The following is a 22,009-nucleotide window of genomic DNA, read 5'->3' as shown; positions in this document are numbered from 1 at the left end:
TGCCGGGAGACCGGCGGGCCTTTTTTGTCGGCTCCCGCTGCTGGAGCCGGCGATTCCTTGGCCCGACTTGACCGCTCGGGGTGTCGCCCTCATGGTCCGGCCATGGCGGCGGAGAAATCAGTCCTTTTTGTATGCACGGGAAACACCTGTCGCAGTCCGATGGCCGAGGGCCTTTTCCGCAAGGCGGTGGCAGAGAGGGACGACTTCAAGGTCGCGTCGGCGGGAGTGGCGGCTTACCCCGGCTCGGCGATGAGCCAGGAGACCCGTTCGATCCTGATGAAGCACGCGGCGGACATTGAGGGGTTTTCGAGCCAGCCGGTGGGCGAGAAGCTGATTGCTGAGGCGACCCATGTGTTTGCCATGACGCGAAGCCACCTGCAGGCCCTGATCGGGCTCTTTCCGGACTATGAGGACAAGTTCTACCTCGCCTGCGAGTTCGCCGATATTCCCGGGATGGGAGTCGCCGCGGACGTGCCGGACCCCATCGGCATGGGACCAGCGGCCTACGAAAAGGTGGCCAGCACCCTGAATACGGCCATCCCGACGCTGATCGCCTTCATCGACCAAACCTGGCAGCGGGGTGGCGACGCCTGAAATCCGCGGCGATGACCTGATGAAGCTCCCCAATTCGGGAGTCGGGTGTTGCATTTCCCAGTGCCCCGGTCCATTTCCCTGCAGCCAGAATTCCATCACCATTCCATGAGCCAGAATCCTTTGCGAATTGCCCTCGGAGCCGACCACGGCGGAGTTGAACTGAAAGACGCGATCGTCGCCCACCTGAATGCCGCCGGGCACGAGCTGACCGACTTCGGGACGCACGGCAAGGAGTCGGTGGACTACCCGGATTTTGCCAATGCAGCGGCCCGTGCCGTTTCCGACTTCACTCACGATTTCGGCATTCTGTGCTGCACGTCCGGAGTGGGGGTGTCGATCAGTGCCAATCGTCACAGCCACGTCAGGGCGGCCAATGTTCGTACGGTCGACGAGGCTGTCCTCACGCGTCAGCACAACGATGCCAACGTCCTCTGCCTCGGCGGAAACGTCGTGGACATCGAAACCGGGTTGGCGATGGTCGATGCTTTCCTGGCCGAGTCTTTCGAAGGTGGGCGTCATGAGCGCCGGGTGTGCAAATCCTCGGGCTCCCGCCTGAAGGTCAATGATGCGCCGATCTACGATGCGATCGTCGATGAAGAGAAGCGCCAGCGTTTCAACATCGAGCTGATCGCCTCCGAGAACTTTGCGTCGCCTGCGGTGATGGAAGCGCAGGGGTCGGTGCTCACCAACAAGTATGCCGAGGGCTACCCCGGCCGTCGCTGGTATGGCGGCTGCGAACACGTCGACGTCATCGAACGCCTCGCGATTGAGCGGGCCAAGGAACTCTTCGGAGCAGAGCACGCGAACGTGCAGCCTCACTCCGGATCGCAGGCAAATACGGCGGTGTATTTCTCTGTCCTCAAGCCGGGCGACAAGATCCTCACCATGGACCTCGCGCACGGCGGCCACCTGACCCACGGGCACAAGGCGAACTTCTCTGGCAAGTTCTACGATGTGACCCACTACGGGGTGAGCGAAGAGGATGAGCGGATCGATTACGATCAGCTCGCCGAACTGGCGCGGGAAACCAAGCCGGCCCTCATCACCTGTGGTGCCAGCGCCTACTCCCGTGTGATTGATTTCGAGCGGATGGGACAGATCGCCCGCGAGGTCGGCGCCTATCTTTTCGTCGACATGGCGCACATCGCCGGTCTGGTCGCTGCCGGAGTGCACCCGAACCCCGTGCCGCACGCAGATTTCGTCACCTCGACCACCCACAAGTCCCTTCGTGGTCCTCGTGGAGGCATCATCCTCTGCAAGGAGGAGTTCGCGAAGAAGATCGACTCCCAGGTGTTCCCGGGCATCCAGGGTGGACCGCTGATGCACGTGATTGCTGCCAAGGCGGTGTGCTTCGGCGAAGCACTGCAGGATGGCTTCAAGGGCTATCAGGAGCAGGTGGTTGCCAACGCGCAGATGATGGCGGCCCGCCTCACCGAGCACGGCTACCGGGTGGTCTCCGGCGGCACGGACAACCACGTGCTGATGGTCGATCTCCGCAGCAAAGAGCTGAACGGCTCGGAAGCCTCGGTGGCTCTGGATGAAGCGGGGATCACGGTGAACAAGAACTCGATTCCTTTCGATACCGGCACGCCGATGAAGCCAAGCGGCATCCGCATCGGCACGCCGGCGGTCACGACACGAGGCATGAAGGAAGCCGATATCCAGCAGGTCGCCGACTACATTCACGAAGCGCTGTCATCGATCGGTGACGAGGAAAAGCTTCATGAGATCCGCGACAAGGTGCATACCTTCCTGCGGGCCTTCCCGATGCCTTGGTAGCGGACGCTGGGTTCCGCCGTTGAGCGGATCACGACATTCATCAGTCAGCCTCGAGCGATCGGGGCTGACTTTTTTTCGGTCACTCGGCGACGCTGCCTGCCTTGGCCTGTCGCCGGGTGAGGACGGAGGTGAAGACGAGAAGCGCTGCGGTGGCGACGACGCAGAGGGGACCGATCAGCCAGCCGACGAGGTTGTAGATCGTCCGATGGCTCAGGATATCGACGCGGGCGACCAGGACCCCCGGATCGAACAGAGGCAGGCTGCTGACCCTCTGGCCACGGGGGTCGATGACCTGGGTGAGACCGCTGCTCGAGGCGACCACCATCCACCGTCCATTCTCGGCGGCACGATGGCGGGCAAGCTCGGCGTGCTGGAGGTGCTGGCGGGCGCTCCAACTCTCGGCATCCATGCTGGGAATGAGGAACAGCTCGGCACCATTGGCCGTACCGCGTCGGGCGATGGACGCGTAGTCGTTGTCGAAGCAGATGGTCGTCGAGATGGTGCCAAGCGGCGTTTCAAAGGCGGGCACCTCGGTGCCGGGCTCGCCGTCGTCGAAAAAGTGGACCGGTCGGTTCTTGTCGTGCGTGCCGAGCACTCCATCCAGCCCGAGTGTAACCGCGGTGTTGCTCCAACTCCCGTCGTCGTGATCCGTTCTGCTGCCGAGGGTGAGTTGACGGGCTCCCGTGTCGGCAAGGAGCTTCTGGATCGCTTCGACCTGATTGGCATTCTCCCTGACATCCGGCGTCACGGCATACTCGGGCCAGACGAAGGCGTCGATGGATCCCTCCGCCTGTCGCGACAGCTTCAGGTAGGAGCCAAAGCCGACCATTTCCGCTTGTACTGCAGCAATCGTAGGTCCTTGGGGAGAGGGTTTGGGTCGCGGAAGATAGGTGGCGAGTGCGGCGACGGTCAGCAGGGCGGCTCCGAGTTTCGGCCGCTTCATGACCAGCGCTGACGCTCCTGTTACGACGATGAAGCTCATGCCATAGACGCCGATGAAGGGGGTCAGGTAGCCCGGCGGCAGGCCGGTGCCGGGGGTGATCCAGGGAAACCGGAGGGTGAACCATTCACTGCGGAAATACTCCAGCCCGGTCCAGATGATCCCGACGGCGAAGGGGAACCATGTCCGCGTGCCGGCGACCTTCTGAAGGGAGGCGAGGGTGGCCGCGAAGAAGGTCGGGAAGAGGGCAAGCATGACGAAGAGCAGCACCGCCATGGGACCGAAGATGAATGCCAGCCAGTTCAGGGTGCCGGCAAAAAGGGAGAGGCCGAACAACAAGCCGAGTCCGAGGGCTTTTGCCGGGCTGGTTCCGTGAAGCGCCGCGATGAGCGGGATGGCCGCCACCAGCGCCAGAGGGTGCCAGTGAAAGGGGGGGAAGCTGAGAATGGAAAGCCCCGCGGCGAGCAGTGTGAGGAGAAGACGGAACATGGAGGTTTCCGCCAGCCTTTCAGAATGGGTGGAACCTTGAAAGGACGATGCTTTCGGAATTCCGTTAGTCCTTTGGCGCGGTGTCGAGGTAGTCGAGGAAGATCTGGCGGGCCTCCTTGTCCAAGGGCGACTCGCCGAGGGCGATATCGATGGCCTCAGGAGTGTCAATGCGTTCCGGATGAGCCATCGAGACGTGATGGGATTCGATTGCCCGAAACCCGGGGACCATGGTGGCGAGAACGATCGCGACGAGCACGAGATGGCGGTTCAGCTGGCGAAGGGACGTGGCCATCTGGATTCGGCGGGCACCTGAGGAAAGGAAGACGACGACGCCTGCAAGAAAGGCAAGGAGCTCCAGCCCCAACATGCTGAACAGGCCGATCCAGATCCATTCGCGTTGTTCGGAGATGGGTCCGGAATCGAGGTGGACGAGTGTGGATGCAGCGGGAGCGACGGATAGAGCTAGAAGCCCCAGCAAGAGGATTGGGCGCGAAGTGGTGGTACTGAAGCCGATCGGGCGTGCGCGGCGGGCCAGTGCACGGAGAGTTTCCCACGAAGTGAGAAAGAGGGATCCCACGCTGAAGGCGGAGAGCTTTAGGAGCGTCGCCACCGTCGATGTGGAGTCGATGGACTTGCTTCGGGTATTGAGGAGCGGGACTTCGAGACAGAGGAGGAGAACGAGGAATGGGATGCCGGCACCGATCGCAAAGATGCGGGTATGGTCACGAATGGTGAGGAGAGAACCGAGAGGCAGGGTCAGGCCGAGGGTTCGCTTGCGGACGATCAGGCCGGCAATGGAGAAAACGAGGATGAAGCCGAGCACGAGCAGGAAGGTGCCGGTAAGGTAGAGCCCTTCGAACATCCGGTGCTCCGCGAGAATTCCGGGTTGGGGATCGAATGAGTAGCCGCGGCTGTGCATCCAATTGAGCGACGAGCCTCCCATGGCCCCCCAAGCACTCAAGAACTTGCTTTGGACACTCGATGCGGGACCGGAAGCCGCCGAGAAGAACGTCTCTTCGGCTGTCATACCGAGGGATGCGCAGGCTTCCTGAAGTGGCTTCGACGCGGTTCCGCAGAAGCTGCGCGAAGCAATCCACCCATATCCCTGGTTGCTATGAGAGGAATTGAGCAGGGCGAGATATGCCCTCCATTGATCACATAATGCCTTCATGCCGTCGACATCGCCTGCGTGCTCGAGGCGTTCGGCCCGCGCGGAGAAGAGCTTGATGACATCATGGTTGAATCGAAAGGAAGGTGCCGAGAGGTAGTGGTATCTCCAGATGACGTCTCTGGTGAGATCCGGGTAGTCGGTGGGTGCCGGCCATCCGGATAGACGTCGACGCACGATCGGCTCGATGTGTGTCTCGAGAGGGTGGAGGACGAGTGCCTCATCGAGCGTCTTCCACAGGGATTCATACAACTCGGGATCATCGATGGACCAATCAAAGGATGGCACCGGTGCTGGCTTCCTGCGGGAGTATCGGATCTCGGATAGGCAGTAGGTGGTGGCTCCGGTGAGGGTGAGCAGGTGGGGGTAGGGGTTCCCGGGGTCCAGCGTCTGGGTCGGTTCACGGAAGTTCTGATCAGGTGGCCCGGATTGAGCCGCGATGATACATGCCTTTTCGATCATGATCGGAAGGTCATCCGGATGAGTCTCCCAATAGTGGTACCAGCGCTGCGTGAGGGTGGTCGCTCCACGCTGCCCGAGGCACTCGGCATGCTTCTCGGCGGGGATTCTCTGCCTGAGATCATCCTCGATCTGCTGCGGGATGGGGTCGGTGCCACCATAGTAGGTGACATCGACTAGACTTCCCAGTGGTCCCGACAGGTCGGTCTCGGAGAGCGACCTGAAGAGCTGCCCTGTGAGGGCGATACCACGTAGGCGGTAGTGTGCGGACGGGGATGCACACAAGTTCCAGAGCAGTAAGCCCAGCGCGGTGAGCAGGATCAGATCAATGGCCAGATGACGTCGTGGGCTCGGCCGGATGGATGGAGGCGGGGTATTTCTCGAAGTGCCGTCCCAATCGGGGGGAACTGCGGTTGTGGCCTCGAGCAGAAGCTCTCGGCGTCGCGCGTTTTTTGGGTCGCCCTTGGGGAATGAATCGATGGTGGCGTCGACCCATGGATGCTCGGGTGTCATGTGGACGGCGATGGAGGCTCGGGGTGGGCGACGGCTATGGTGTGGGGATCAGGCTCAGCGGTGGTTGGAGGTTTGGAGTCGAACGTATTCCCCCTCGGCATCCAGCAGTTCCTGATGGGTGCCGGATTCGAGAATGCGCCCGTCCTTGAGGACGAGGATCTGGTCGGCGGCTTCGATGGTGCTCAGGCGGTGGGCGATGACGAAGCAGGTTCGGTCGGCGCGGAGGCGCTCGAGGGCCTGTTGGACGAGTCGCTCGGTCTTGTTGTCGAGTGCCGAGGTGGCTTCGTCGAGAAGGAGGATGGGGGGATTGCGCAGCAGTGCGCGGGCGATGGACAGGCGTTGCCGTTCACCGCCGGAGAATCGACTGCCGCGCTCGCCGGCGAGGGTATCGAGTTGATCGGGGAGTTCGCGGACGAAGGTTGCGGCGTTGGCTGCTTCGAGGGCGGCCCAGAGTTCGTCATCGCAGGCCTCTTCGCGGGCGAGCAGCAGGTTGTCGCGCAAGCTGGAGTTGAAGAGGAAACTCTCCTGGGTGACGTAGCCGAGGTGGTCGCGAAGCCATTCCTTCGACAAGTCGGCGAGCGGTTGGTCGTCGAGCAGGATGCGCCCCTGGTTGGGTTCGTAGAAGCGGGCGAGCAGGTGCAGCAGGGTGGATTTTCCGGCACCGGTCGGACCGACAAGGGCGATGGTTTGTCCGGCGCGGGCGTGGAGGGTGATGTCCTCGACCGCGGGGGAATCGTCATCGTAGGAGAAGCTGACGCTTTCGAAGCGGATGTCGCCATGCACGGCGGATGGGCGCAGGCCCTCGACGAGGTGTTCTTCCTCGGGGTGGTCGAGGATCTCAGCGACCCGCTTGGCGGATGCCTTGCCGCGGTTCAGGACCTGACTGAGGGGGTTGATCTTCGAGATCGGCTCAAACAGGAAACCCCAGGCGAAGAGGAAATAGAAGAGGATGCCGGCATCCATCTGGCCGGCGAGGACGCGCCACGAGCCGTAGGCGACCATGGTGATGATGCCGGCTTCGGCGAGGATGGAAACGCCGGGCCAGATGAGTGACTGGCCGCGCATGACGCGCATGTACTTGCTGCGGGTGTGACGGCTGGCTTCTTCGAAGCGATCGAGTGCCTCCGGTTCGCCGGTGTAGGCCTTGATCTGGCGGATGCCGGAGAGCGAGTCGTGGAGGAGGGCGTGGAGTTCGGCGGTGGCTTCGCCGGACTCGCGCCATTGGGGTTCGGCGACGAGGGAGTGGCGCCATGTGACGAGCCCGATGATGGGAAGAGGGGCGATGGTAACGAGGGCGAGCCGCCAGTCCTGATAGAACATGGCGGCGAGGACGACGAGGAACTGGAGCAGCGCCGGCAGGGCGGTGTCGAGTGCTTCGACGAGGAGCTTCTGCATCGCCGGGACGTCATCGGACACGCGGCTCATGATCTCGCCGGAACGATTGCGGTCGAACCAGCGGACGGGTTGTCTCTGCAGCTTGTCGAAGAGTTCGATCCGGAGTTCGTGGACGAGGCGGGACTCCATCGACTGCGCAACCAGTGAGCGGAGGGCGAGCAGGATCTGCCGCAGGGCGACGGCAGCAAGTCCTACAAGTGCCGTAGGTAGGACGAGGTCGGGGCGGTTCTCCCCGATGACCACGTCGGTGAAGTGTCGCGCCACGGCCGGGAGGACGAGCACGAGGGCGGTGCCGACGATGCCGAGACCGAGCACCAGCGCGACCTGTCCGCGGCGGCGGTTGAGGCGCGAGGTGAGGAGTCTGGACATGGGAATGGAGTGTCGGCGTGGCCGATCGGGGCTGGGCTCCGTTCCGACGGGGGTGTGTCGGCACTCCGTCAGGCGGGCCTTACCCGCAGCAGGGGCTCAGCGGCTTGTCGCAGTCGGCCGACGGAGCTTCGAGGGCCTGGTTGGGTGCCTGGGTGCCGAGACCGAGCTTGTCGAGCAGGGCGAGATCCTTCTCGACGGCGGGGTTCTTGGCGGTGAGGAGCTTGTCGCCGTAGAAGATCGAGTTGGCTCCGGCAAAGAAGCAGAGTGCCTGGGTTTCGTCGGACATCCGTGTGCGGCCGGCGGAGAGTCGGACCTTGCCCTTGGGCACGGCGATGCGTGCGATGGCGATCATGCGGACCAGATCGAAGACGTCGACCGGGTCGCTGCCTTCCATGGGGGTGCCGGGCATCGGCATGAGCGAGTTGATCGGCACGCTTTCGGGCTGTGGGTTGAACTCCGAGACGACCTCGAGCATGCGCAGGCGGTCTTCGGCGGTTTCTCCGAGACCGAGGATGCCACCGCAGCAGACGGACATGCCGGCGTCCTGGACGTGGCGGATGGTTCTAAGGCGATCGTCGTAGGTGTGGGTGGTGACGATGTTCGGGTAGTGCTCGGGCGAGGTGTCGACGTTGTGGTTGTAAGCCGTGACGCCGGCTTCCTTGAGCCGCTTGGCTTCGTCGGGGCCGAGTTCACCGAGGGTCACGCAGACTTCCATGCCGAGCTTGGACACGTCCTCGATGATCTCGATGACTTGTTCGAATCGCTGGGTGCCGCCACGCACGCCACGCCATGCGGCGCCCATGCAGAAGCGGGTGGAGCCGGTCGAGCGGGCGGCTTCGGCTCGCTCGAGGATGGCCTCCTTGCTCATCAGGCGTTCGACATCGACGCCCGAATTGTAGCGGGCGGACTGGGCGCAGTAGGAGCAGTCCTCCGAGCAGCCACCGGTCTTGATCGAAAGGAGGGTGCAGAGCTGGACTTCGTTCTCTTCCCAATGGGCCTCGTGGACTTCACGGGCTTTCTTGAGGAGGTCGAAGAAGGGCAGGTCGTAGAGGGCTTTGAGTTCTTGGAACTTCATGAATCGGAGTGTTGCGGGAATGAACGTGGATTAGCGGCCCCAGCGGCCCTGGACCTTGGGCATTTCACCTTTTCCGACCACGCGGTAGTCGGTCGGGCCGTGGGCGCCTTCGAGCGGCACGCCGAGTTTGCGCTTCCAGACCTTGCTCATGCTTTCGGCGGTGTGGCAGCCCCAGCTCTTGCAGTAGGCATTCTTGGCGAAGATGGAGCGCTTGATCCGGGACAGGTCGTCCTCATGCAGCCACGAGGTGGAAGCGGCCATGATCTCGTTGCCGTAGTCGAACATGAAGCAGTATTTGTTCGAGTGGCCGAAGTAGTCGAAGGTCTGGATGGAGCCGCGGGGGCGGCTGTTCATGGCGGAAATGAAGCTGCCGCTGGAGTCGAACCACTTGAGGGTGACGTTGCGTTTCCTGGCCAGATCGGAGATCCAGGTGGTGTAGGGTTTGCCATCTTCGGAGGAACGCGACTGATAGCCCGGGCGGTGGACGATCCACACGATCGGGGCGTTGCCACCGTAGGCCTTGCGGATTTCCACCATGCGCAGGGTGGAGGCGCGGACGAAGTTGGCCCACCAGCGGTCGTGTCGATCGGCTGGAACCCGGAGGTCTTCCCATTTTCTGAGCGCGGGGCCGCCACAAACGATCACATGGTCCGCCTTTGCGACGGCCGGAATCAGCAGGGCAAGAAGGAGGAAGGTCCGGAGGAGGCGACTCATGGGCGGAAGACTAGGGGAGTTTCCGGGGAAACCCCAAACCGAAAGTTTCAGTGAAAGTGGGGTCAGCCGATGGCCCTGGCGATTTTCTCGAGGCCCTCGATCATGCGTGGACGGGGGCAGGCGATGTTGAAGCGGAACCACTGAGGCCAATTGAAGTAGGCTCCGTCCGAGAGGAAGAGCCCGGCTTCTTGCTCAAGGAACTGGGCCGGATTCTTCCAGTCGTGGGCCGAGGCATCGACCCAGCACAGGTAGGTGGCTTCGGCAGAGACGGGCTTCAGGCTGGGGAGCCGCTCGGCCATGAAGGTATCGAAGGCCGCGCGATTGCCCCGCAGGTAGGCGAGCAATTCCTGGCGCCAGGGTTCGCCGTGGCGGTAGGCCGCCTCGGCCGCGTAGTAGGACAGGGCGTTGATTTCCGTGAGCGTGTGGCCGCGGGCTGCGCAGAATTTTCTCCGGATCGAGTCGTCGGGGATGACGGCGAAGGCGTAGCCAAGGCCAGCGATGTTCCAGGTCTTGCTTGGAGAGAACAGGGTAATGGTTCGCGAGCGAAGGGGCTCGGGAAGTCGCAGGGCGGATTGGTGGGGCGTCACCGATTCGTCGAGGATGAGGTCACAGTGGATTTCGTCCGAAACGAGCACGAGGTCGTGCTTGTCGCAGAACTCGGCCAGGCGGGTGACTTCGGCTTCGTCGAAAACCCGACCGAGGGGATTCTGGGGATTGCACAGGAGGAACACCTTGGTGTGTTCCGTGACCGCGCTTTCCATGGCGTCCCAGTCGAAGGTCCAGCGCTGGCCGTCCCATGCGTGGTCGACTGTGATGAGCCGGGCCTTGGCATCGTTGTGCACACCGAGGAATGGCGGATAGACCGGGGTGCAGGTCATGACGGCCTCGCCCGGTGAGCAGAATGCGCGGGCGGCGAGCGACAGGGCGGGAACCAGGCCGCCGAGGTGCACGATGTGGTCCACGGGGACGGACGACCCGTGCCGGTTGGAGAGGTTTTCGAGGATGGCTTCGTTCAGTCCTTCGTGAGGCTGAGCGTAGCCGAAGATGCCGTGGTCCACGCGCTGATGCAGGGCATCGAGGATCTCCGGAGCGGACGCGAAATCCATGTCGGCGACCCAGAATGGATCGAGCTCTGGACGGCGGTCGAACTTGATGCAGCCGGTTCCCTTGCGCGGAATGATCGTGTTGAAGTCGTAGGGCACGGGCGGGAATTAGCGCCGGTGCCGTCGAAAGGAAATGCGAAAGCGAGGATTCGTCGAGGAATCCTCCCGGGTTCAGGCATTGTCCACGGCTTCGATCGCCAGGGCGGCGGCGCCGATGGCACCTGCTTCATTGCCGAAGCGGGCGGGCAGAACCATGAGGTGCTCCCGGAATGGTGGGGAAAGCTGGGCGTAGAGGTGCTCGGTCAAGGGTCCGAAGAGGACATCCCCGGCTTTCGAAACGCCACCACCAATGATGATCGCCTTGGGATTGAGCAGCCAGCAGCAGTTCATCAAGGCCGAGGCGAGGCGCCGGGCGATCTCGTCCCAGATCTGGAGGGCGACCTCTTCGCCGCCGTGGGCGGCTGCGGAGAGTCGGGCAGGCGTGCAGTCCGAGAGGCTCCGATTCACTCCGGCCTGCGCGTAGAGCTCGAGCGCCCGGGAGGCGATCTGCTGGTTCCCGACATATTCCTCGAGGGCTCCCTTGTTGCCGTAGTGGCCCACGCGGCCTTCCCAGTCGATGGTGGTTTGGCCGACTTCTCCGGCGCCAAATTGGGACCCGCGAACCATGCGGCCGTTCGAAATGATTCCGCCTCCGACACCGGTTCCGAGCGTGATGGCGACCATGTCATCCATGCCTCGACCCGCGCCTCGTTTCCACTCGGCGTAGGCCATGCAGTTGGCGTCGTTTTCCACCACCACGGGCAGGTCGAGACGCTCTTCCATTACGTCACGCAGTGGGAAACCGTCCCAACCGGGGACATTGGTGAGGGTGTTGATGATGCCTCTTTCGAAGTTCACGAAGCCGGGCATGCCGATGCCGGCGCCGACGATCTTCGGGTGGCGATGCTTGAGTTCCTCGACCGTGCGCTGGATGGCATCAAGGAGGGGAGTGGGTCCATCGAAGTCCTGAGTGGAGATGGGTGGGGCCTGATCGATCAGACTGCTCCGAAATGCCACCCCGATCTTGACCGACGTGCCGCCAAAATCGATTCCCAATGCGAGTTCGTTCTCAGACATCACGGCATTCCTTACCGATTCGCGTGAAAGTGCGCACGCCAATTCATCCGCCATCGATCGCAAACACGCGGCGGGCCACCCGTTCGAGGCCATGGAGGGTTAGATCCGGGTCAACGGCGTCGATCTCGGTGACACCGCGGGCAATGAGTGATGCATCGCCGCCCGTTGCAACCGCCTGCACCTTCCCATCCATTTCATGGCGGAGGGCGCTCAGGATTTCCCTCACCAGTCCTCGATAGCCGATCACGGCCCCCACCTGCATGGCGGCTTGGGTGGATTTCCCGATTGCGCTCGGGGGCTCGATCAGCTCGATCTGTGGGAGAAGGGCGGTGCGCCGACCCAGGTATTCGCCCATGGCGCCGAGGCCGGGCGCGATGACTCCGCCGGCGTAGGCAGGGGTGGCGGAGATCACGTCGAAGGTCACGGCCGTGCCGAAGTCGATCACGATCGCTGGCGCCCCATGTCGGTCCGTGACCCCAACGGCGTTGGCGAGTCGGTCAGCGCCGATCTTGTCCGGTTCCGGGTAATCGATACCGAGCCCCAAAGGACTCTGGCAGCTCAGGGCATGCACCGGGCCATGCTGATTGAGGTAGTCCTCGAGAACCTTGCGTTTGAGAGGCACGACCGAGCAGATGAGGGAGGCGTCGAACTCAATTCCGTGCAGGGCATGGGTGAGCGTGTTCTCGCAGATTTCCGAGGTCGGGATCCAGAAGGTTTCGGAGAACCGGCCCTCCTGTTCGCTGAGCGCGAACTTGGTTCGCGTGTTCGAATTGTCGATCAGGAGCAGCTTCATCACCAGTCACAGGTATGATGGATGACCTCCTTGTTGGGCGGGACTTCCGGAGAACCCGAGCCGGTGCGAACGGTCAGGCTTCCATCGCCGATCTGAAGTTCCAGTGGGCCTGAAAAATCCTCGAGACCCATCCAGAACTGAGCGGTGAGTCCTTCCAGGTGGTCCAGGTGCGGGCCTTCCGCGGTGGCCTGTCCCTTGCCATGGCCTTCCAACTCGAGTCCGGCGGGGGTGAGGCGACGACCGCTGGCGGTCACAAGGGCAAGATGCGGGAGCAGCTCGGACGTGGTCTTCCCGTGGACCTCCATGCGGATGTGCATCCAGTGAAAGCTGTGATCCCGGGTCAGCCGAACGTATCGGATCTCCGCACCAGCCTGTGGATCCGGCTGGTTCTCGTAGGGTGGCTTCGGAGCGAGCCATTGCCAGGCGGTCACGAGGAGCGTGGGAATCAGCAGCGCGAGAAGGATCTTTCGGCGACGGGGCACGGCCGAACGATCCGCTGTCGCTGCTGAAATGTCGATCCCTGAACGCAAAGCAGGCGGCCCGTGAGGGCCGCCTGCAGGAAACTCCAGAGGAGTTGGAATCGAGTCGGATCAGTCCGTGTAAGCCGGAGCGCCGTGCTCTGCCACGTCGAGGCCTTCAGCTTCCTCGGAAGCATCCACCCGGACACCCATCACCAGCTTCAGGATGAAGAACACCACGAAGGAGAAGATGAAGGCGGTCGCGCCGACGGCGAGGACGCCGGTGAGCTGGCCGATGACGGTGAAGCCACTGTCGGTCGTGTCGAAGAGCGCGCAGGCAAGGATGCCCCAGATGCCGCAGACACCGTGAACCGAGATGGCACCGACTGGGTCGTCGATCTTGATCTTGTCGAACATGAGGACCGAGAGGACCACGATGACACCTCCGACGAGGCCAATGATCATCGCGCCGTTGGTGGAGACGATGTCGGCGTTGGCGGTGATGCCGACGAGGCCGGCGAGGAATCCGTTCAGGGTCATCGAGAGGTCAGGCTTCTTCAGGGTCACCCAGGAAGTGGCCATCGCTCCGAGTGCGCCGGTGCAGGCTGCGAGGGTCGTGGTGGTGAACACCAGACCAAGCGGGCCAGGATTGGCGGAAAGGACGGAACCGCCGTTGAAGCCGAACCAGCCGAAGAAGAGGAGGAAGACACCAATCGCTGCCAGTGGCAGGTTGTGGGGAAGGATGGGCTTCACGCCGTCCTTGGTGTATTTGCCGGCGCGAGGTCCGAGGACGAGCACACAGGCAAGAGCGGCGAAGCCACCGAAGGCGTGAACCACTGCAGAACCAGCGAAGTCCTTGAAGCCGTTGCCGCCGTTGAGGTCACCGAGCCAGCCACCACCCCAGTGCCAGGAACCGACAACCGGGTAGAGGAAGCCCACGAGAATCGTGGCGAAGATCATGAAGGTGGGGAGCTTCACCCGCTCAGCAACCGCACCCGACACGATGGTAGCCGCGGTGGCGGCGAACATGGCCTGGAAGATGAAGTCACCATAACCGGTCATGGCAAGGTCGAGACCGCCATAGCCAAAGGTTGCTCCGGCGCCAGCATTGAGGTCACCAATGGGTTTGCCAATGCTGATCCAGCCGTTGAAGTCGCCGGGATAGTGGGTGTTGAAGCCCACCAGCGCGTAGGTCACGATACCGATGGCGATGATGAAGCAGTTCTTGAACAGGATGTTGACCGTGTTCTTCTTCTGCGTGAGACCCGCTTCAAGCGTCGCGAAGCCAAGGTGCATGAGGAAGACGAGGGCGGCGGCAATTACCGTCCACAGCATCGACGTCGTGAAGAAGTCGAATGCGTAGGAGTAGTCGACGCCATCAACGGTCTGAGAAGCAATCAGCTCGTCGTAGCCTTCACGGTATTCATCCTCACCACGGGCCGTGGCCAGTAGAGAGAGGGGAGTTAGGAACATCAGTTTCTTTAGCATTCGCATGGTCATTCGCGGTGGTTGGTTGTGAATTCGCGAGTGATGAGCAACTGGCGTGCCAACCTCCCCAAAATGCCCCTGCACCTGAGTCATCCGGATCGCCCGACTCCTCGGGTGGGATCGGTTCCACCGGGCCCTGTGTTCGCTTTCCAGCTCAGGAGGGGGTTTGGAATATAAAGCGAAATTGAGTGCAAATGCCCTTGCTTAGACCGGCAAGGCCACGTAACTACCGCCCGGGCAGAAAGCACCCCATGTTTTTTGCTGGACATGATTTTCAAGGTTTCTTAAGTAATTCCGCGAAAAGCAGTGTCCAGTGAGCCTTTTGGCACAGGGGATGCTGAATGATCCAAGACTCTCCCGCAGTCTAGCAGTGCTAACTCGGGGGTTCGCAGCAACCGAACAAACAAAAACGATGCGCAAATACAGCAAAACCGTTGGCGCCCTGACCGCTGCCTCCACCCTTGTGGCTGGCAACGCTATGGCAGAACTTGAAGGGGAAGTGAATGTTGGCTATTCCAACATGTACGAATTCCGCTTCGTGGACCTTGGCAATGATCTGATCTACGCAGGTGCCGATATCGCATACGACATGGGCCCAATCGGCCTGAGTGCTGGTGCATGGTACGGTAGCTGGGACACTCCAGGCGTTCCAGGCAACGTCGGCTTCAACTCCGACGAACTCGATCTGTATGCTGCTGCCAGCTACTCGATCGGTGATCTGAGCCTCGAGCTTGGTTACATCTACTACTACTTCCCGGACATTCCTACCGGTGGTGTCAGCAACACCCAGGAAGTGTACCTCGGAGCCTCTTACGAGCTTCCGTTCGGTCTCGCTTTCGGTTCGACCTTCTACTACGACTTCGACCAGTTCGACGGTTGGTATTGGGACAACAACATCGGCTACACCATCGAGTTCAACGAGTGCCTGGCACTTGAGTTGGGTGCAGGTGTTGCATTCGCTGATGGTCACGGTCTCCAGGCCCGCTCCGCAGTGCGCGGTGGTACTGGCACCAAGGACGGCTTCCAAGGTTGGTATCTCACCGCTGCTCTCCCTTGGGAGTTCCGCGAAGGTGTGACCCTCACTCCTTACGTGAAGTACACCGACGGTGAAGGCGACCTTGCCACTGACCTTTACGGCAATGGCGGTCAGGAGTACCTCGTCGCAGGTGTCTCCCTTGCTGTCGGATTCTAATCCACTTCAGGTAGACTGATTCATCATGGCGACCATCCTCTGGGGTGGTCGCCATTTTTCATGCCCGCATGGTGGGATTCGCATGCCCGCCTCTCTGCGCGTATCGCAGCCTGGCAACCTATTCGCCTGCCCGCGGGTGGGCGTCGTTGTAGGCATCCCTCATCCGTTCCTTGGTGACATGGGTGTAGATCTGGGTGGTGGACAAGGAAGAGTGCCCGAGCATGGCCTGCACGCTCCGCAGGTCGGCACCCGCATCCAGTAGATGGGTTGCGAACGAGTGGCGCAGCTTGTGCGGGGAGATGTCGAAGGGAATGGATGAGAGTCGAATGTACTTCTTCAGTAGTAGATCGATGGACTGCTGGGTGATGCGGGTCCGCCTTTTACTGAGGAACAGTGCTCCTTGAGTGATCCCGGCCTCGCGGCGGTAGCGCTGGATGGCCGAGAGTGCGGGTGAACCGATCGGAATCATCCTTTCTTTCGAGCCTTTTCCGACCACGCGGAGGCTCTCGCCGAGGAAATCGATGTCCCGGATCTCAAGGCTGATCAGCTCCGAAATGCGCAGCCCGCACGAGTAGAAGAGTTCGAGGATGGCGGTGTCCCGGAGGGGAAGCCATGACGGGCTGTTGGCGGCGACTGGGGTCTGGAGCGGCAGGGCAAGCAGTTCGTCGATCTGCTTGGTGGACAGCACGACGGGCAACTTCTTCTCGGGCTTTGGCAGTTCGACCTCGGCGACCGGACTTTTCGGGTGTCCGCGGCGAAGGACGAGGAACTTGTAGAAGGAGCGGAGCGCTGCAAAGCGCAGCCGGATGGTGGAGCGTGCCAGCCCCGCCTTGGTCATCTCGAAAAGCCAGAGGCGGAAGTGATCGGCCGTCAGGTCGCGCCAGCCGGGAAAGTCCGGTTCCAGGCGAAGACGGAAGCCTTCGATGGCACTCCGGTAGTTGTCGATGGTGCGGGGTGAGGCGTTTCGCTCGACATCCATGAAGCGAAGGAACTCGTCTGTGAGCTCATCCTCCATGGTCGTTCAGCGCTTTGCGACGGCTCTTCACCATGCTGATGATGACCAGCGTGAATCCACCGACGGCAAGCAAGCCTGCCAGAATCAGCCCATAGGCAATCATCTGGGACTCCTCCCTCGCGACTTCTTCGGCGAGCTCACCGGTCAGACTCTGCAGGTCGTTCTGCAGCTTGATGGCACGCTGTCGGATCAGGAGAACCAGGATCGTGGATGAGGCGAACAGGGTGAGGGCGATTCGGATGGGGCGTGGCATGGGACCGGGAAGTTTGAACTAATCCTTCGATTGGCTGGGCCGTTCGCGCAACCGCTTAGTGGGTTTGACCTCAGGCCGGGGGTCTTGGAAAACCCTGCCAGCCTTACAGACAGGCGGGACAGGTTCCGAAGAACTCGAGTTCGTGATAGAGGTTCTTGTAGCCGGTTTTCTCCCGGATTTCGTCTTCGAGGCGATGGACCGGACAGGGAGCCTGAACGGCTTCGATGGATCCACACTCGGTGCAGATCAGGTAGTCCTGATGTCGATCGGGAAGCAGAAGCGTGAAATAGGCGGCCCTCTCGTGCAGGCCAAGACGGCGGACGATTCCCTTTTCGGACAGGCGCTGGAGGAGGCGGAATACGGTGGCCTTGTCGCATTGGGTGGACAGGCGTTCGGACTCGGCAAGCTCAGCGAGGGTCATCGGGCGTTCTGACTCCAGAAGCGTGGTGATGAGCTGCTCGAGCGCCTTGGTACGTCGCATGCCTTGGGAGCGGCAGCGATCAATCGTGTGCGAGACAACGTCGATCATCGTGGGGTCAGTGTAGTCCGGGAACAGGTGTGGAGGAAATCCTATTTCGGGAGCGCTTTGGGCTAGAGAAGGGAGGGTTGCTCGCCAGGCGGAGGTGGCGGAGCGCCGATTTTTTCGTAGGCGGCGGGAAGGGCGATGCGGCCGCGTGGGGTGCGCTGGAGGAATCCCTGAAGAATCAGGAAGGGCTCGTGAACCTCTTCCAGCGTGGAGGCGTCCTCGCCCACGGCAACCGCGACGGAACCGAGTCCGACCGGGCCACCCTGAAACTTGTAGATGATGGCCTCGAGCAGTCGTTTGTCCATCTCGTCGAGGCCATCGTCGTCGATGTCGATCATGGCGAGCGCCTTGTCGGCCAGATTACCGGTGATCCTGCCGTCGGCCTTCACCTGGGCGTAGTCGCGGACCCAGCGAAGCAGAGCGTTGGCGACACGGGGGGTTCCCCGCGAGCGGGAGGCAATCTCGAGGGCTCCATCGGGTTCGATGGGGATATCGAGCAGGCCCGCGGAGCGCTCGATGATCTGACTGAGTTCGTCGTGGGTGTAATAGTCGAGGCGGTTGACAAGTCCGAAGCGCGAACGCAGCGGGGCGGTCAGCATGCCGGACCGGGTGGTGGCACCGACGAGGGTGAAGCGGGGCAGGTTGAGTTGGATCGAGCGGGCCGAGGGTCCTGAGTCGATGATGATGTCGAGGCGGAAGTCTTCCATCGCGGGGTAGAGGTATTCCTCGATGGCGGGATGGAGTCGATGGATCTCGTCGATGAACAGGACATCGCCCTTTTGCAAATTGGTGAGGACGCCTGCGAGATCCCCGGCCTTCTCGATCTGTGGGCCGGAAGTGGTGTGGAGCTGTGAGTCGGAGGCTTTCGAGATGATGTTGGCGAGCGTGGTCTTGCCGAGTCCGGGAGGGCCCGACAACAGGACATGATCCAGCACATCCCCCCGGTTCGTGGCGGCTTCAACCATCAACAGGAGGCGCTCCTTGACCTTTTCCTGTCCGATGAATTCGGAGAAGGCGGGCGGGCGCAGGGAGACCTCGAATGAGGACTCGGGGGCCGTGGTGGTCTGTTGATAAAAGTTCTCGCTCATCCTTGGGTGCGGGCTTCATCGAACAGCAAGGGGAGGGGTGAGACACGCCCTTTTTTGCTCCAGATTCTCCTCCGGAATCGGGCGGGCCTCATTTTGGATCGTATGGGCGCTGGCGTCATGTGACGCTACCGCTTCTTTCAGGGCTCCGCCCGATAGGCGTGGGCTCCGACCTTGTTCAGGCGGGGATGGGTTGGGGGCGATGAGGCGGGATCTTCAGCGTTCAGGTCGATGCCGGGGTTCTCTCCATGGACTTCGTCGATGACTTTTCCGGGGAGCACCGGCTTCCTTGGCGGGTTGGAAAGGTCGAACCACACGTTGTTCCGGAAGGTAAAGGTTTCAGCTGCAGTGCCGGGGCCGATGTTGACGTGGGTGCGCACTCGCTGATCGAGGATGATCAGGTTGGACTCAAACACTCCGTCGCAGACCGGCTTGAATGGATGATCGGCATTCTCCTGCAAGATGCGCAGGACCCACTTCTCCGGGAGGTGAATCGTGTTGTGGTGCACGTGCCCTGCGCGGCTGGTGACGAATGCGATGGCAGCATCGCTGCCACGGATGCGGTTGCCCGCGACCTCGATGTCCTCCGCTTCGTGTTCGCCGACATGTGGACGGAAAAACTGGAGTCCCGTACTTCCCCCGAGGTTGATGGCCCGCAGGCCTGCGTCGTGAAAATCGTTCGCGAGCACGGCGACGTCGCTGGTGCCACCCTTGAGTTGGATGCCGCTGTTCTGTGAGAATCCCTCCTTCCCCTCGAAGTGACAGGACTCGATGAGTCCGTGGTGGCAGCCGACCATGTCGATGGCGGATCCTCCCCAGCCCGTGAACCGGCACCGGCGGATCACGAAGTGATCGAGACCGGAAAGTTTGAGGGCATCGAAGTTCCCCTTCGGACCGATGGAGCGAATGGAGCAATCGGTGATGGTGATGTGGTGTGCCGGTTGATCCCTGTTTCCTCCGTCGTCGATGTTGATTCCGTTCCACTGTGCTCCGTGAATGTCGAGGAATCGGAGCTCAAGCCATTGGCATCGAGAGAGTTGGATGCCGGTCTTCCCTCCACGGAACGATGCCGGCTGTTGGGCGGACCCTCCCTGAAGGATGATGGGTTGGTCGCGGGTTCCGCGGAGGCCCTGCAGGTGGATGTCCCGAAAGGGACCGCCACTGAGGATCAAGCGATCACCCGGTTCCGCGTTCGCGGCGGCTTTGTGAAGCTCATGCGAAGTCGTGACTTTGACGTCGCGCGCCGGGCACAAGGTGACAAGCAGTAGGAGCGTGAGGCATCGGAGTTTCATTGAGCAGGAGACATACAGGCTCAGCGAGAAGTGGCTTCATCGAAAGGAGCCAGTGCCACCCATGTGGCGCCCCAGCCACCCGAGCCTTCTCCGGCGGGGTAGTGGAACTCGGTGACTTCGGGAAGTCGGCGGAGCAGGGCGTGGACACCTTCGCGAAGAGCTCCCGTGCCCTTCCCATGGATCACCCTGACGCGGTGAATGCCCTCGATCCGGCATTCCCTGAAGTATTCCGGGAGCAGCTCACCCAGCTCCGAAGGGCGGAAGGTGTGGAGGTCGATTTCGGGTTCGATGGGGACTCGATGCGGGGTCTCTTCCATGCAGATCATCATTTTTGCAGAATGTCGGCGATGCGAGGTCATTTTTCGCTTCCCAAGAACGCCAGACCGTCCTAATTCTCCCGCCCGCCAACAATGGTGGCCGTAGCTCAGTTGGTAGAGCCCCGGATTGTGATTCCGGTTGTCGCGGGTTCGAGCCCCGTCGGTCACCCCACCTTTTCCCTCGGAGAATCTCCGGTTCTTCGAGGCAAGAGGCGGACGACAGAAATGCCATGGAAAGCCTCGAAAGCCGTCTGGGATACAAGTTCCGCAACTCGCTTCTTCTTGCTGAAGCGATGACTCATCCGAGCCTTGCTTACGAGTCCCAGCGTCCCCACTTCGACAACCAGCGTCTTGAGTTCCTTGGGGACGCGGTGCTGCAGCTGATCCTCACCGAGGACCTGTTCAAGATGTTTCCGGACTTCCCGGAGGGCAAGCTGACCAAATTGCGTTCCCGCCTGGTTTCACGACGTGCCTTGGCACGCTTCGCCCTCACGATTGATCTGGGTGCCTACGTGTTGCTGGGTAAGGGCGAGGAAGCCACGGGAGGTCGCCGTCGGGTTTCCACACTTGCGGATGCCTTCGAGGCGCTGATTGGTGCCGTTTACATGGACGGCGGCTACGAAGAGTCCCGTGAGCTGGTTCTTCGCTTGTTCCAGTCCGAGATCGAAGCACTGGCAGGCAGCCCGGAGGAGCGGAATCCGAAAGGCGAACTCCAGGAGTGTCTCCAAGCCATCCAACCCGAGCCGCCTGAGTACGAGGTCCTTAGTGAATCCGGCCCCGACCACCGGAAGGTCTTCCTGTCGCAGGTTTCCTGGAGAGGGATGGTTCTCGCGGTCGGCCGGGGTAAAAGCAAGAAGGAGGCGGAAGCACGAGCCGCCGCCGAAGCACTTCGCGCGCGCGAGTGGGAGTCGGCCGACAAGAAGTCGTCGGATCAGGAAGCTCCGATCGAGTCGGACGTTTCCACGGCCGATTGAACGGCCGATCAGGCCCTCATTTTCGAATAGGCTCTGAGGTAGCCGGCGCATTGCGCGATTTCCGGCTGGGAGACCTTCCAGTTGTGCTCGTACTCGATCGACACGTTGCCTGCAAAGCCGTGCTTCCGGACTTCGTCGAGGATGCTGATGTTGTCGATGACGCCAGTGCCGAAAGGACGATCATGGCTCCATTCGGTGATGCTTGCGCGCTCCTTCATGTGGAAGGCATGGACGCGGGGTGCGATCGACTTGATGACGGCCAGCGGGTCAAGTCCGGAAGTCGCCCAGTGGCCGATGTCGGCGCAGAACCCCAGGCGTTCGTCACGCTCCTTGATGGCGCTCATGATCTTTTCCGGATTCCAGAGCTTGGTCGGCTTCGGATGATTGTGGAAACAGACCTTCAGGTCGTATTCGGCTGCGAGCTTCTCAAGGGTGTCGATCGCTTCGATGGACTCGGTCGTCACGCCGTAGAGTCCGAGGGCTTTCGCAAAGTCGAAAATGACGCGTGCCTTGGCTTCGTCCTTCGGCACGTTGGTGACGCCGAAGTTCACAGGGCGGATGTTGTGTCGGTCGCAGTGGGCCAGGATGGCTGGCACCTGCTCGGCGGCATTCTCAGGGTTCACCTTGGCCTCGCCGAGGGGCCCACCGATTTTCTGGCCGGGGAAGATCTCGACCGCTCCGGCGCCCGCCGCAGCCGATTTTTCGATGGCTTCGAAAAGGGTGAACTCCTTGAATGACCAGCATTGGACGGAAATCGCGAATCCAGCGGCGGTGGTTGCTTGTTGGGGGATCGGCGCACCCTTGGAACGCAAGGCGAGCAGGGCTGAGGCGGCGGGGACCATGGTGAGGAGGGAGCGGCGTTTCATGGGAAAGGAGTAGCAGTGTTGGTTCCGCAGGGGAAG

21 protein-coding genes and 1 tRNA gene are annotated in these 22,009 nt (G+C 61.7%); 5 read left to right on the top strand and 17 right to left on the bottom strand.

Annotated elements, in window-relative coordinates:
• The first annotated feature begins 102 nt into the window (after window positions 1–102).
• A complete protein-coding gene (locus JIN81_RS13200; protein WP_267908012.1) occupies window positions 103–594 on the top strand; it encodes a low molecular weight protein arginine phosphatase in 492 nt (163 codons plus the stop codon).
• A 105-nt stretch (window positions 595–699) separates the two neighbouring features.
• Window positions 700–2,373 carry a ribose 5-phosphate isomerase B gene (rpiB, locus tag JIN81_RS13195; protein WP_200280444.1) on the top strand — a complete coding sequence of 558 codons (1,674 nt, stop codon included), beginning with the start codon at window positions 700–702 and terminating at the stop codon, window positions 2,371–2,373.
• Between the two features lie 79 nt (window positions 2,374–2,452).
• On the opposite strand, the gene JIN81_RS13190 is transcribed toward rpiB, so the two are convergent.
• The 10 genes from JIN81_RS13190 to JIN81_RS13145 all read right to left on the bottom strand — a co-directional run bounded on the left by JIN81_RS13190 (window position 2,453) and on the right by JIN81_RS13145 (window position 14,459).
• Window positions 2,453–3,802, bottom strand: coding sequence for an apolipoprotein N-acyltransferase (locus JIN81_RS13190; protein WP_200280441.1), 1,350 nt, complete (start codon window positions 3,800–3,802; stop codon window positions 2,453–2,455).
• Window positions 3,803–3,866: 64 nt separating this feature from the next.
• Window positions 3,867–5,942 carry a hypothetical protein gene (locus JIN81_RS13185; protein ID WP_200280438.1) on the bottom strand — a complete coding sequence of 692 codons (2,076 nt, stop codon included), beginning with the start codon at window positions 5,940–5,942 and terminating at the stop codon, window positions 3,867–3,869.
• A gap of 54 nt (window positions 5,943–5,996) precedes the next feature.
• On the bottom strand, window positions 5,997–7,706 hold the full coding sequence (locus JIN81_RS13180; RefSeq protein ID WP_200280435.1) for an ABC transporter ATP-binding protein: 1,710 nt from the start codon (window positions 7,704–7,706) through the stop codon (window positions 5,997–5,999).
• 79 nt (window positions 7,707–7,785) lie between these two features.
• Window positions 7,786–8,781 carry a biotin synthase BioB gene (bioB, locus tag JIN81_RS13175; protein ID WP_200280432.1) on the bottom strand — a complete coding sequence of 332 codons (996 nt, stop codon included), beginning with the start codon at window positions 8,779–8,781 and terminating at the stop codon, window positions 7,786–7,788.
• A 30-nt stretch (window positions 8,782–8,811) separates the two neighbouring features.
• Complete coding sequence (locus JIN81_RS13170) at window positions 8,812–9,495, bottom strand: hypothetical protein (protein ID WP_200280428.1); 684 nt, start codon at window positions 9,493–9,495, stop codon at window positions 8,812–8,814.
• A 62-nt stretch (window positions 9,496–9,557) separates the two neighbouring features.
• Window positions 9,558–10,697 (bottom strand): MalY/PatB family protein, encoded by a 1,140-nt coding sequence (locus JIN81_RS13165; RefSeq protein ID WP_200280425.1) that lies wholly within the window; start codon window positions 10,695–10,697, stop codon window positions 9,558–9,560.
• A gap of 72 nt (window positions 10,698–10,769) precedes the next feature.
• Window positions 10,770–11,714, bottom strand: a complete 945-nt coding sequence (locus JIN81_RS13160) for an ROK family protein (RefSeq protein ID WP_200280409.1) — start codon at window positions 11,712–11,714, stop codon at window positions 10,770–10,772.
• A 43-nt stretch (window positions 11,715–11,757) separates the two neighbouring features.
• Window positions 11,758–12,507 carry a type III pantothenate kinase gene (locus JIN81_RS13155; RefSeq protein ID WP_200280406.1) on the bottom strand — a complete coding sequence of 250 codons (750 nt, stop codon included), beginning with the start codon at window positions 12,505–12,507 and terminating at the stop codon, window positions 11,758–11,760.
• On the bottom strand, window positions 12,507–12,989 hold the full coding sequence (locus tag JIN81_RS13150) for a hypothetical protein (RefSeq protein ID WP_200280403.1): 483 nt from the start codon (window positions 12,987–12,989) through the stop codon (window positions 12,507–12,509). The genes JIN81_RS13155 and JIN81_RS13150 overlap by 1 nt, the downstream gene beginning before the upstream one ends.
• 108 nt (window positions 12,990–13,097) lie before the next feature.
• Window positions 13,098–14,459 (bottom strand): ammonium transporter, encoded by a 1,362-nt coding sequence (locus JIN81_RS13145; protein ID WP_234044880.1) that lies wholly within the window; start codon window positions 14,457–14,459, stop codon window positions 13,098–13,100.
• 406 nt (window positions 14,460–14,865) lie between these two features.
• Between JIN81_RS13145 and JIN81_RS13140 the strand changes: the two genes are divergently transcribed.
• Window positions 14,866–15,645 carry a TorF family putative porin gene (locus JIN81_RS13140; protein WP_200280400.1) on the top strand — a complete coding sequence of 260 codons (780 nt, stop codon included), beginning with the start codon at window positions 14,866–14,868 and terminating at the stop codon, window positions 15,643–15,645.
• A gap of 118 nt (window positions 15,646–15,763) precedes the next feature.
• On the opposite strand, the gene xerA is transcribed toward JIN81_RS13140, so the two are convergent.
• The 6 genes from xerA to JIN81_RS13110 form a co-directional block, all read right to left on the bottom strand.
• Complete coding sequence (gene xerA / locus JIN81_RS13135) at window positions 15,764–16,660, bottom strand: site-specific tyrosine recombinase/integron integrase (RefSeq protein WP_200280397.1); 897 nt, start codon at window positions 16,658–16,660, stop codon at window positions 15,764–15,766.
• On the bottom strand, window positions 16,650–16,913 hold the full coding sequence (locus JIN81_RS13130; protein ID WP_200280394.1) for a hypothetical protein: 264 nt from the start codon (window positions 16,911–16,913) through the stop codon (window positions 16,650–16,652). Before JIN81_RS13130 ends, xerA begins: the two co-directional genes overlap by 11 nt.
• Before the next feature lie 103 nt (window positions 16,914–17,016).
• Entirely contained in the window at window positions 17,017–17,442 is a 426-nt protein-coding gene (locus JIN81_RS13125) for a Fur family transcriptional regulator (RefSeq protein WP_200280392.1), read from the bottom strand.
• Window positions 17,443–17,504: 62 nt separating this feature from the next.
• Entirely contained in the window at window positions 17,505–18,527 is a 1,023-nt protein-coding gene (gene ruvB / locus JIN81_RS13120; RefSeq protein WP_200280389.1) for a Holliday junction branch migration DNA helicase RuvB, read from the bottom strand.
• 137 nt (window positions 18,528–18,664) lie between these two features.
• Window positions 18,665–19,816, bottom strand: a complete 1,152-nt coding sequence (locus JIN81_RS13115; RefSeq protein WP_200280387.1) for a right-handed parallel beta-helix repeat-containing protein — start codon at window positions 19,814–19,816, stop codon at window positions 18,665–18,667.
• Window positions 19,817–19,836: 20 nt separating this feature from the next.
• Window positions 19,837–20,133 carry a Smr/MutS family protein gene (locus tag JIN81_RS13110; RefSeq protein WP_234044879.1) on the bottom strand — a complete coding sequence of 99 codons (297 nt, stop codon included), beginning with the start codon at window positions 20,131–20,133 and terminating at the stop codon, window positions 19,837–19,839.
• Window positions 20,134–20,229: 96 nt separating this feature from the next.
• On the opposite strand from JIN81_RS13110, the gene JIN81_RS13105 reads away from it, so the two are divergent.
• A tRNA-His gene (locus JIN81_RS13105) sits at window positions 20,230–20,305 on the top strand.
• Window positions 20,306–20,363: 58 nt separating this feature from the next.
• Entirely contained in the window at window positions 20,364–21,107 is a 744-nt protein-coding gene (gene rnc / locus JIN81_RS13100) for a ribonuclease III (protein ID WP_200280383.1), read from the top strand.
• A gap of 8 nt (window positions 21,108–21,115) precedes the next feature.
• Here the strand turns inward: rnc and JIN81_RS13095 are convergent, their stop codons facing one another.
• Window positions 21,116–21,973, bottom strand: a complete 858-nt coding sequence (locus tag JIN81_RS13095) for a sugar phosphate isomerase/epimerase family protein (protein WP_200280381.1) — start codon at window positions 21,971–21,973, stop codon at window positions 21,116–21,118.
• Between the last annotated feature and the right edge of the window lie 36 nt (window positions 21,974–22,009).

The sequence above is a fragment of the Haloferula rosea genome (assembly GCF_016595525.1).
Lineage (GTDB): Bacteria > Verrucomicrobiota > Verrucomicrobiia > Verrucomicrobiales > Akkermansiaceae > Haloferula > Haloferula rosea.
Note: the sequence above shows the minus strand (reverse complement) of the source record. Positions and strands in the feature narration are given on the sequence as shown.

Excerpts from the sequence above, each read along its gene's own strand:
- JIN81_RS13125 (WP_200280392.1), bottom strand. The coding sequence starts at position 17,442 with ATGATCGACGTTGTCTCGCACACGATTGATCGCTGCCGCTCCCAAGGC.
- JIN81_RS13095 (WP_200280381.1), bottom strand. The coding sequence starts at position 21,973 with ATGAAACGCCGCTCCCTCCTCACCATGGTCCCCGCCGCCTCAGCCCTG.
- JIN81_RS13110 (WP_234044879.1), bottom strand. The coding sequence starts at position 20,133 with ATGGAAGAGACCCCGCATCGAGTCCCCATCGAACCCGAAATCGACCTC.
- JIN81_RS13115 (WP_200280387.1), bottom strand. The coding sequence starts at position 19,816 with ATGAAACTCCGATGCCTCACGCTCCTACTGCTTGTCACCTTGTGCCCG.
- xerA (WP_200280397.1), bottom strand. The coding sequence starts at position 16,660 with ATGGAGGATGAGCTCACAGACGAGTTCCTTCGCTTCATGGATGTCGAG.
- rpiB (WP_200280444.1), top strand. The coding sequence starts at position 700 with ATGAGCCAGAATCCTTTGCGAATTGCCCTCGGAGCCGACCACGGCGGA.
- JIN81_RS13155 (WP_200280406.1), bottom strand. The coding sequence starts at position 12,507 with ATGAAGCTGCTCCTGATCGACAATTCGAACACGCGAACCAAGTTCGCG.
- JIN81_RS13145 (WP_234044880.1), bottom strand. The coding sequence starts at position 14,459 with ATGCGAATGCTAAAGAAACTGATGTTCCTAACTCCCCTCTCTCTACTG.
- JIN81_RS13185 (WP_200280438.1), bottom strand. The coding sequence starts at position 5,942 with ATGACACCCGAGCATCCATGGGTCGACGCCACCATCGATTCATTCCCC.
- JIN81_RS13200 (WP_267908012.1), top strand. The coding sequence starts at position 103 with ATGGCGGCGGAGAAATCAGTCCTTTTTGTATGCACGGGAAACACCTGT.
- JIN81_RS13130 (WP_200280394.1), bottom strand. The coding sequence starts at position 16,913 with ATGCCACGCCCCATCCGAATCGCCCTCACCCTGTTCGCCTCATCCACG.
- JIN81_RS13180 (WP_200280435.1), bottom strand. The coding sequence starts at position 7,706 with ATGTCCAGACTCCTCACCTCGCGCCTCAACCGCCGCCGCGGACAGGTC.
- JIN81_RS13190 (WP_200280441.1), bottom strand. The coding sequence starts at position 3,802 with ATGTTCCGTCTTCTCCTCACACTGCTCGCCGCGGGGCTTTCCATTCTC.
- rnc (WP_200280383.1), top strand. The coding sequence starts at position 20,364 with ATGGAAAGCCTCGAAAGCCGTCTGGGATACAAGTTCCGCAACTCGCTT.
- JIN81_RS13140 (WP_200280400.1), top strand. The coding sequence starts at position 14,866 with ATGCGCAAATACAGCAAAACCGTTGGCGCCCTGACCGCTGCCTCCACC.
- JIN81_RS13160 (WP_200280409.1), bottom strand. The coding sequence starts at position 11,714 with ATGTCTGAGAACGAACTCGCATTGGGAATCGATTTTGGCGGCACGTCG.
- ruvB (WP_200280389.1), bottom strand. The coding sequence starts at position 18,527 with ATGAGCGAGAACTTTTATCAACAGACCACCACGGCCCCCGAGTCCTCA.
- JIN81_RS13170 (WP_200280428.1), bottom strand. The coding sequence starts at position 9,495 with ATGAGTCGCCTCCTCCGGACCTTCCTCCTTCTTGCCCTGCTGATTCCG.
- bioB (WP_200280432.1), bottom strand. The coding sequence starts at position 8,781 with ATGAAGTTCCAAGAACTCAAAGCCCTCTACGACCTGCCCTTCTTCGAC.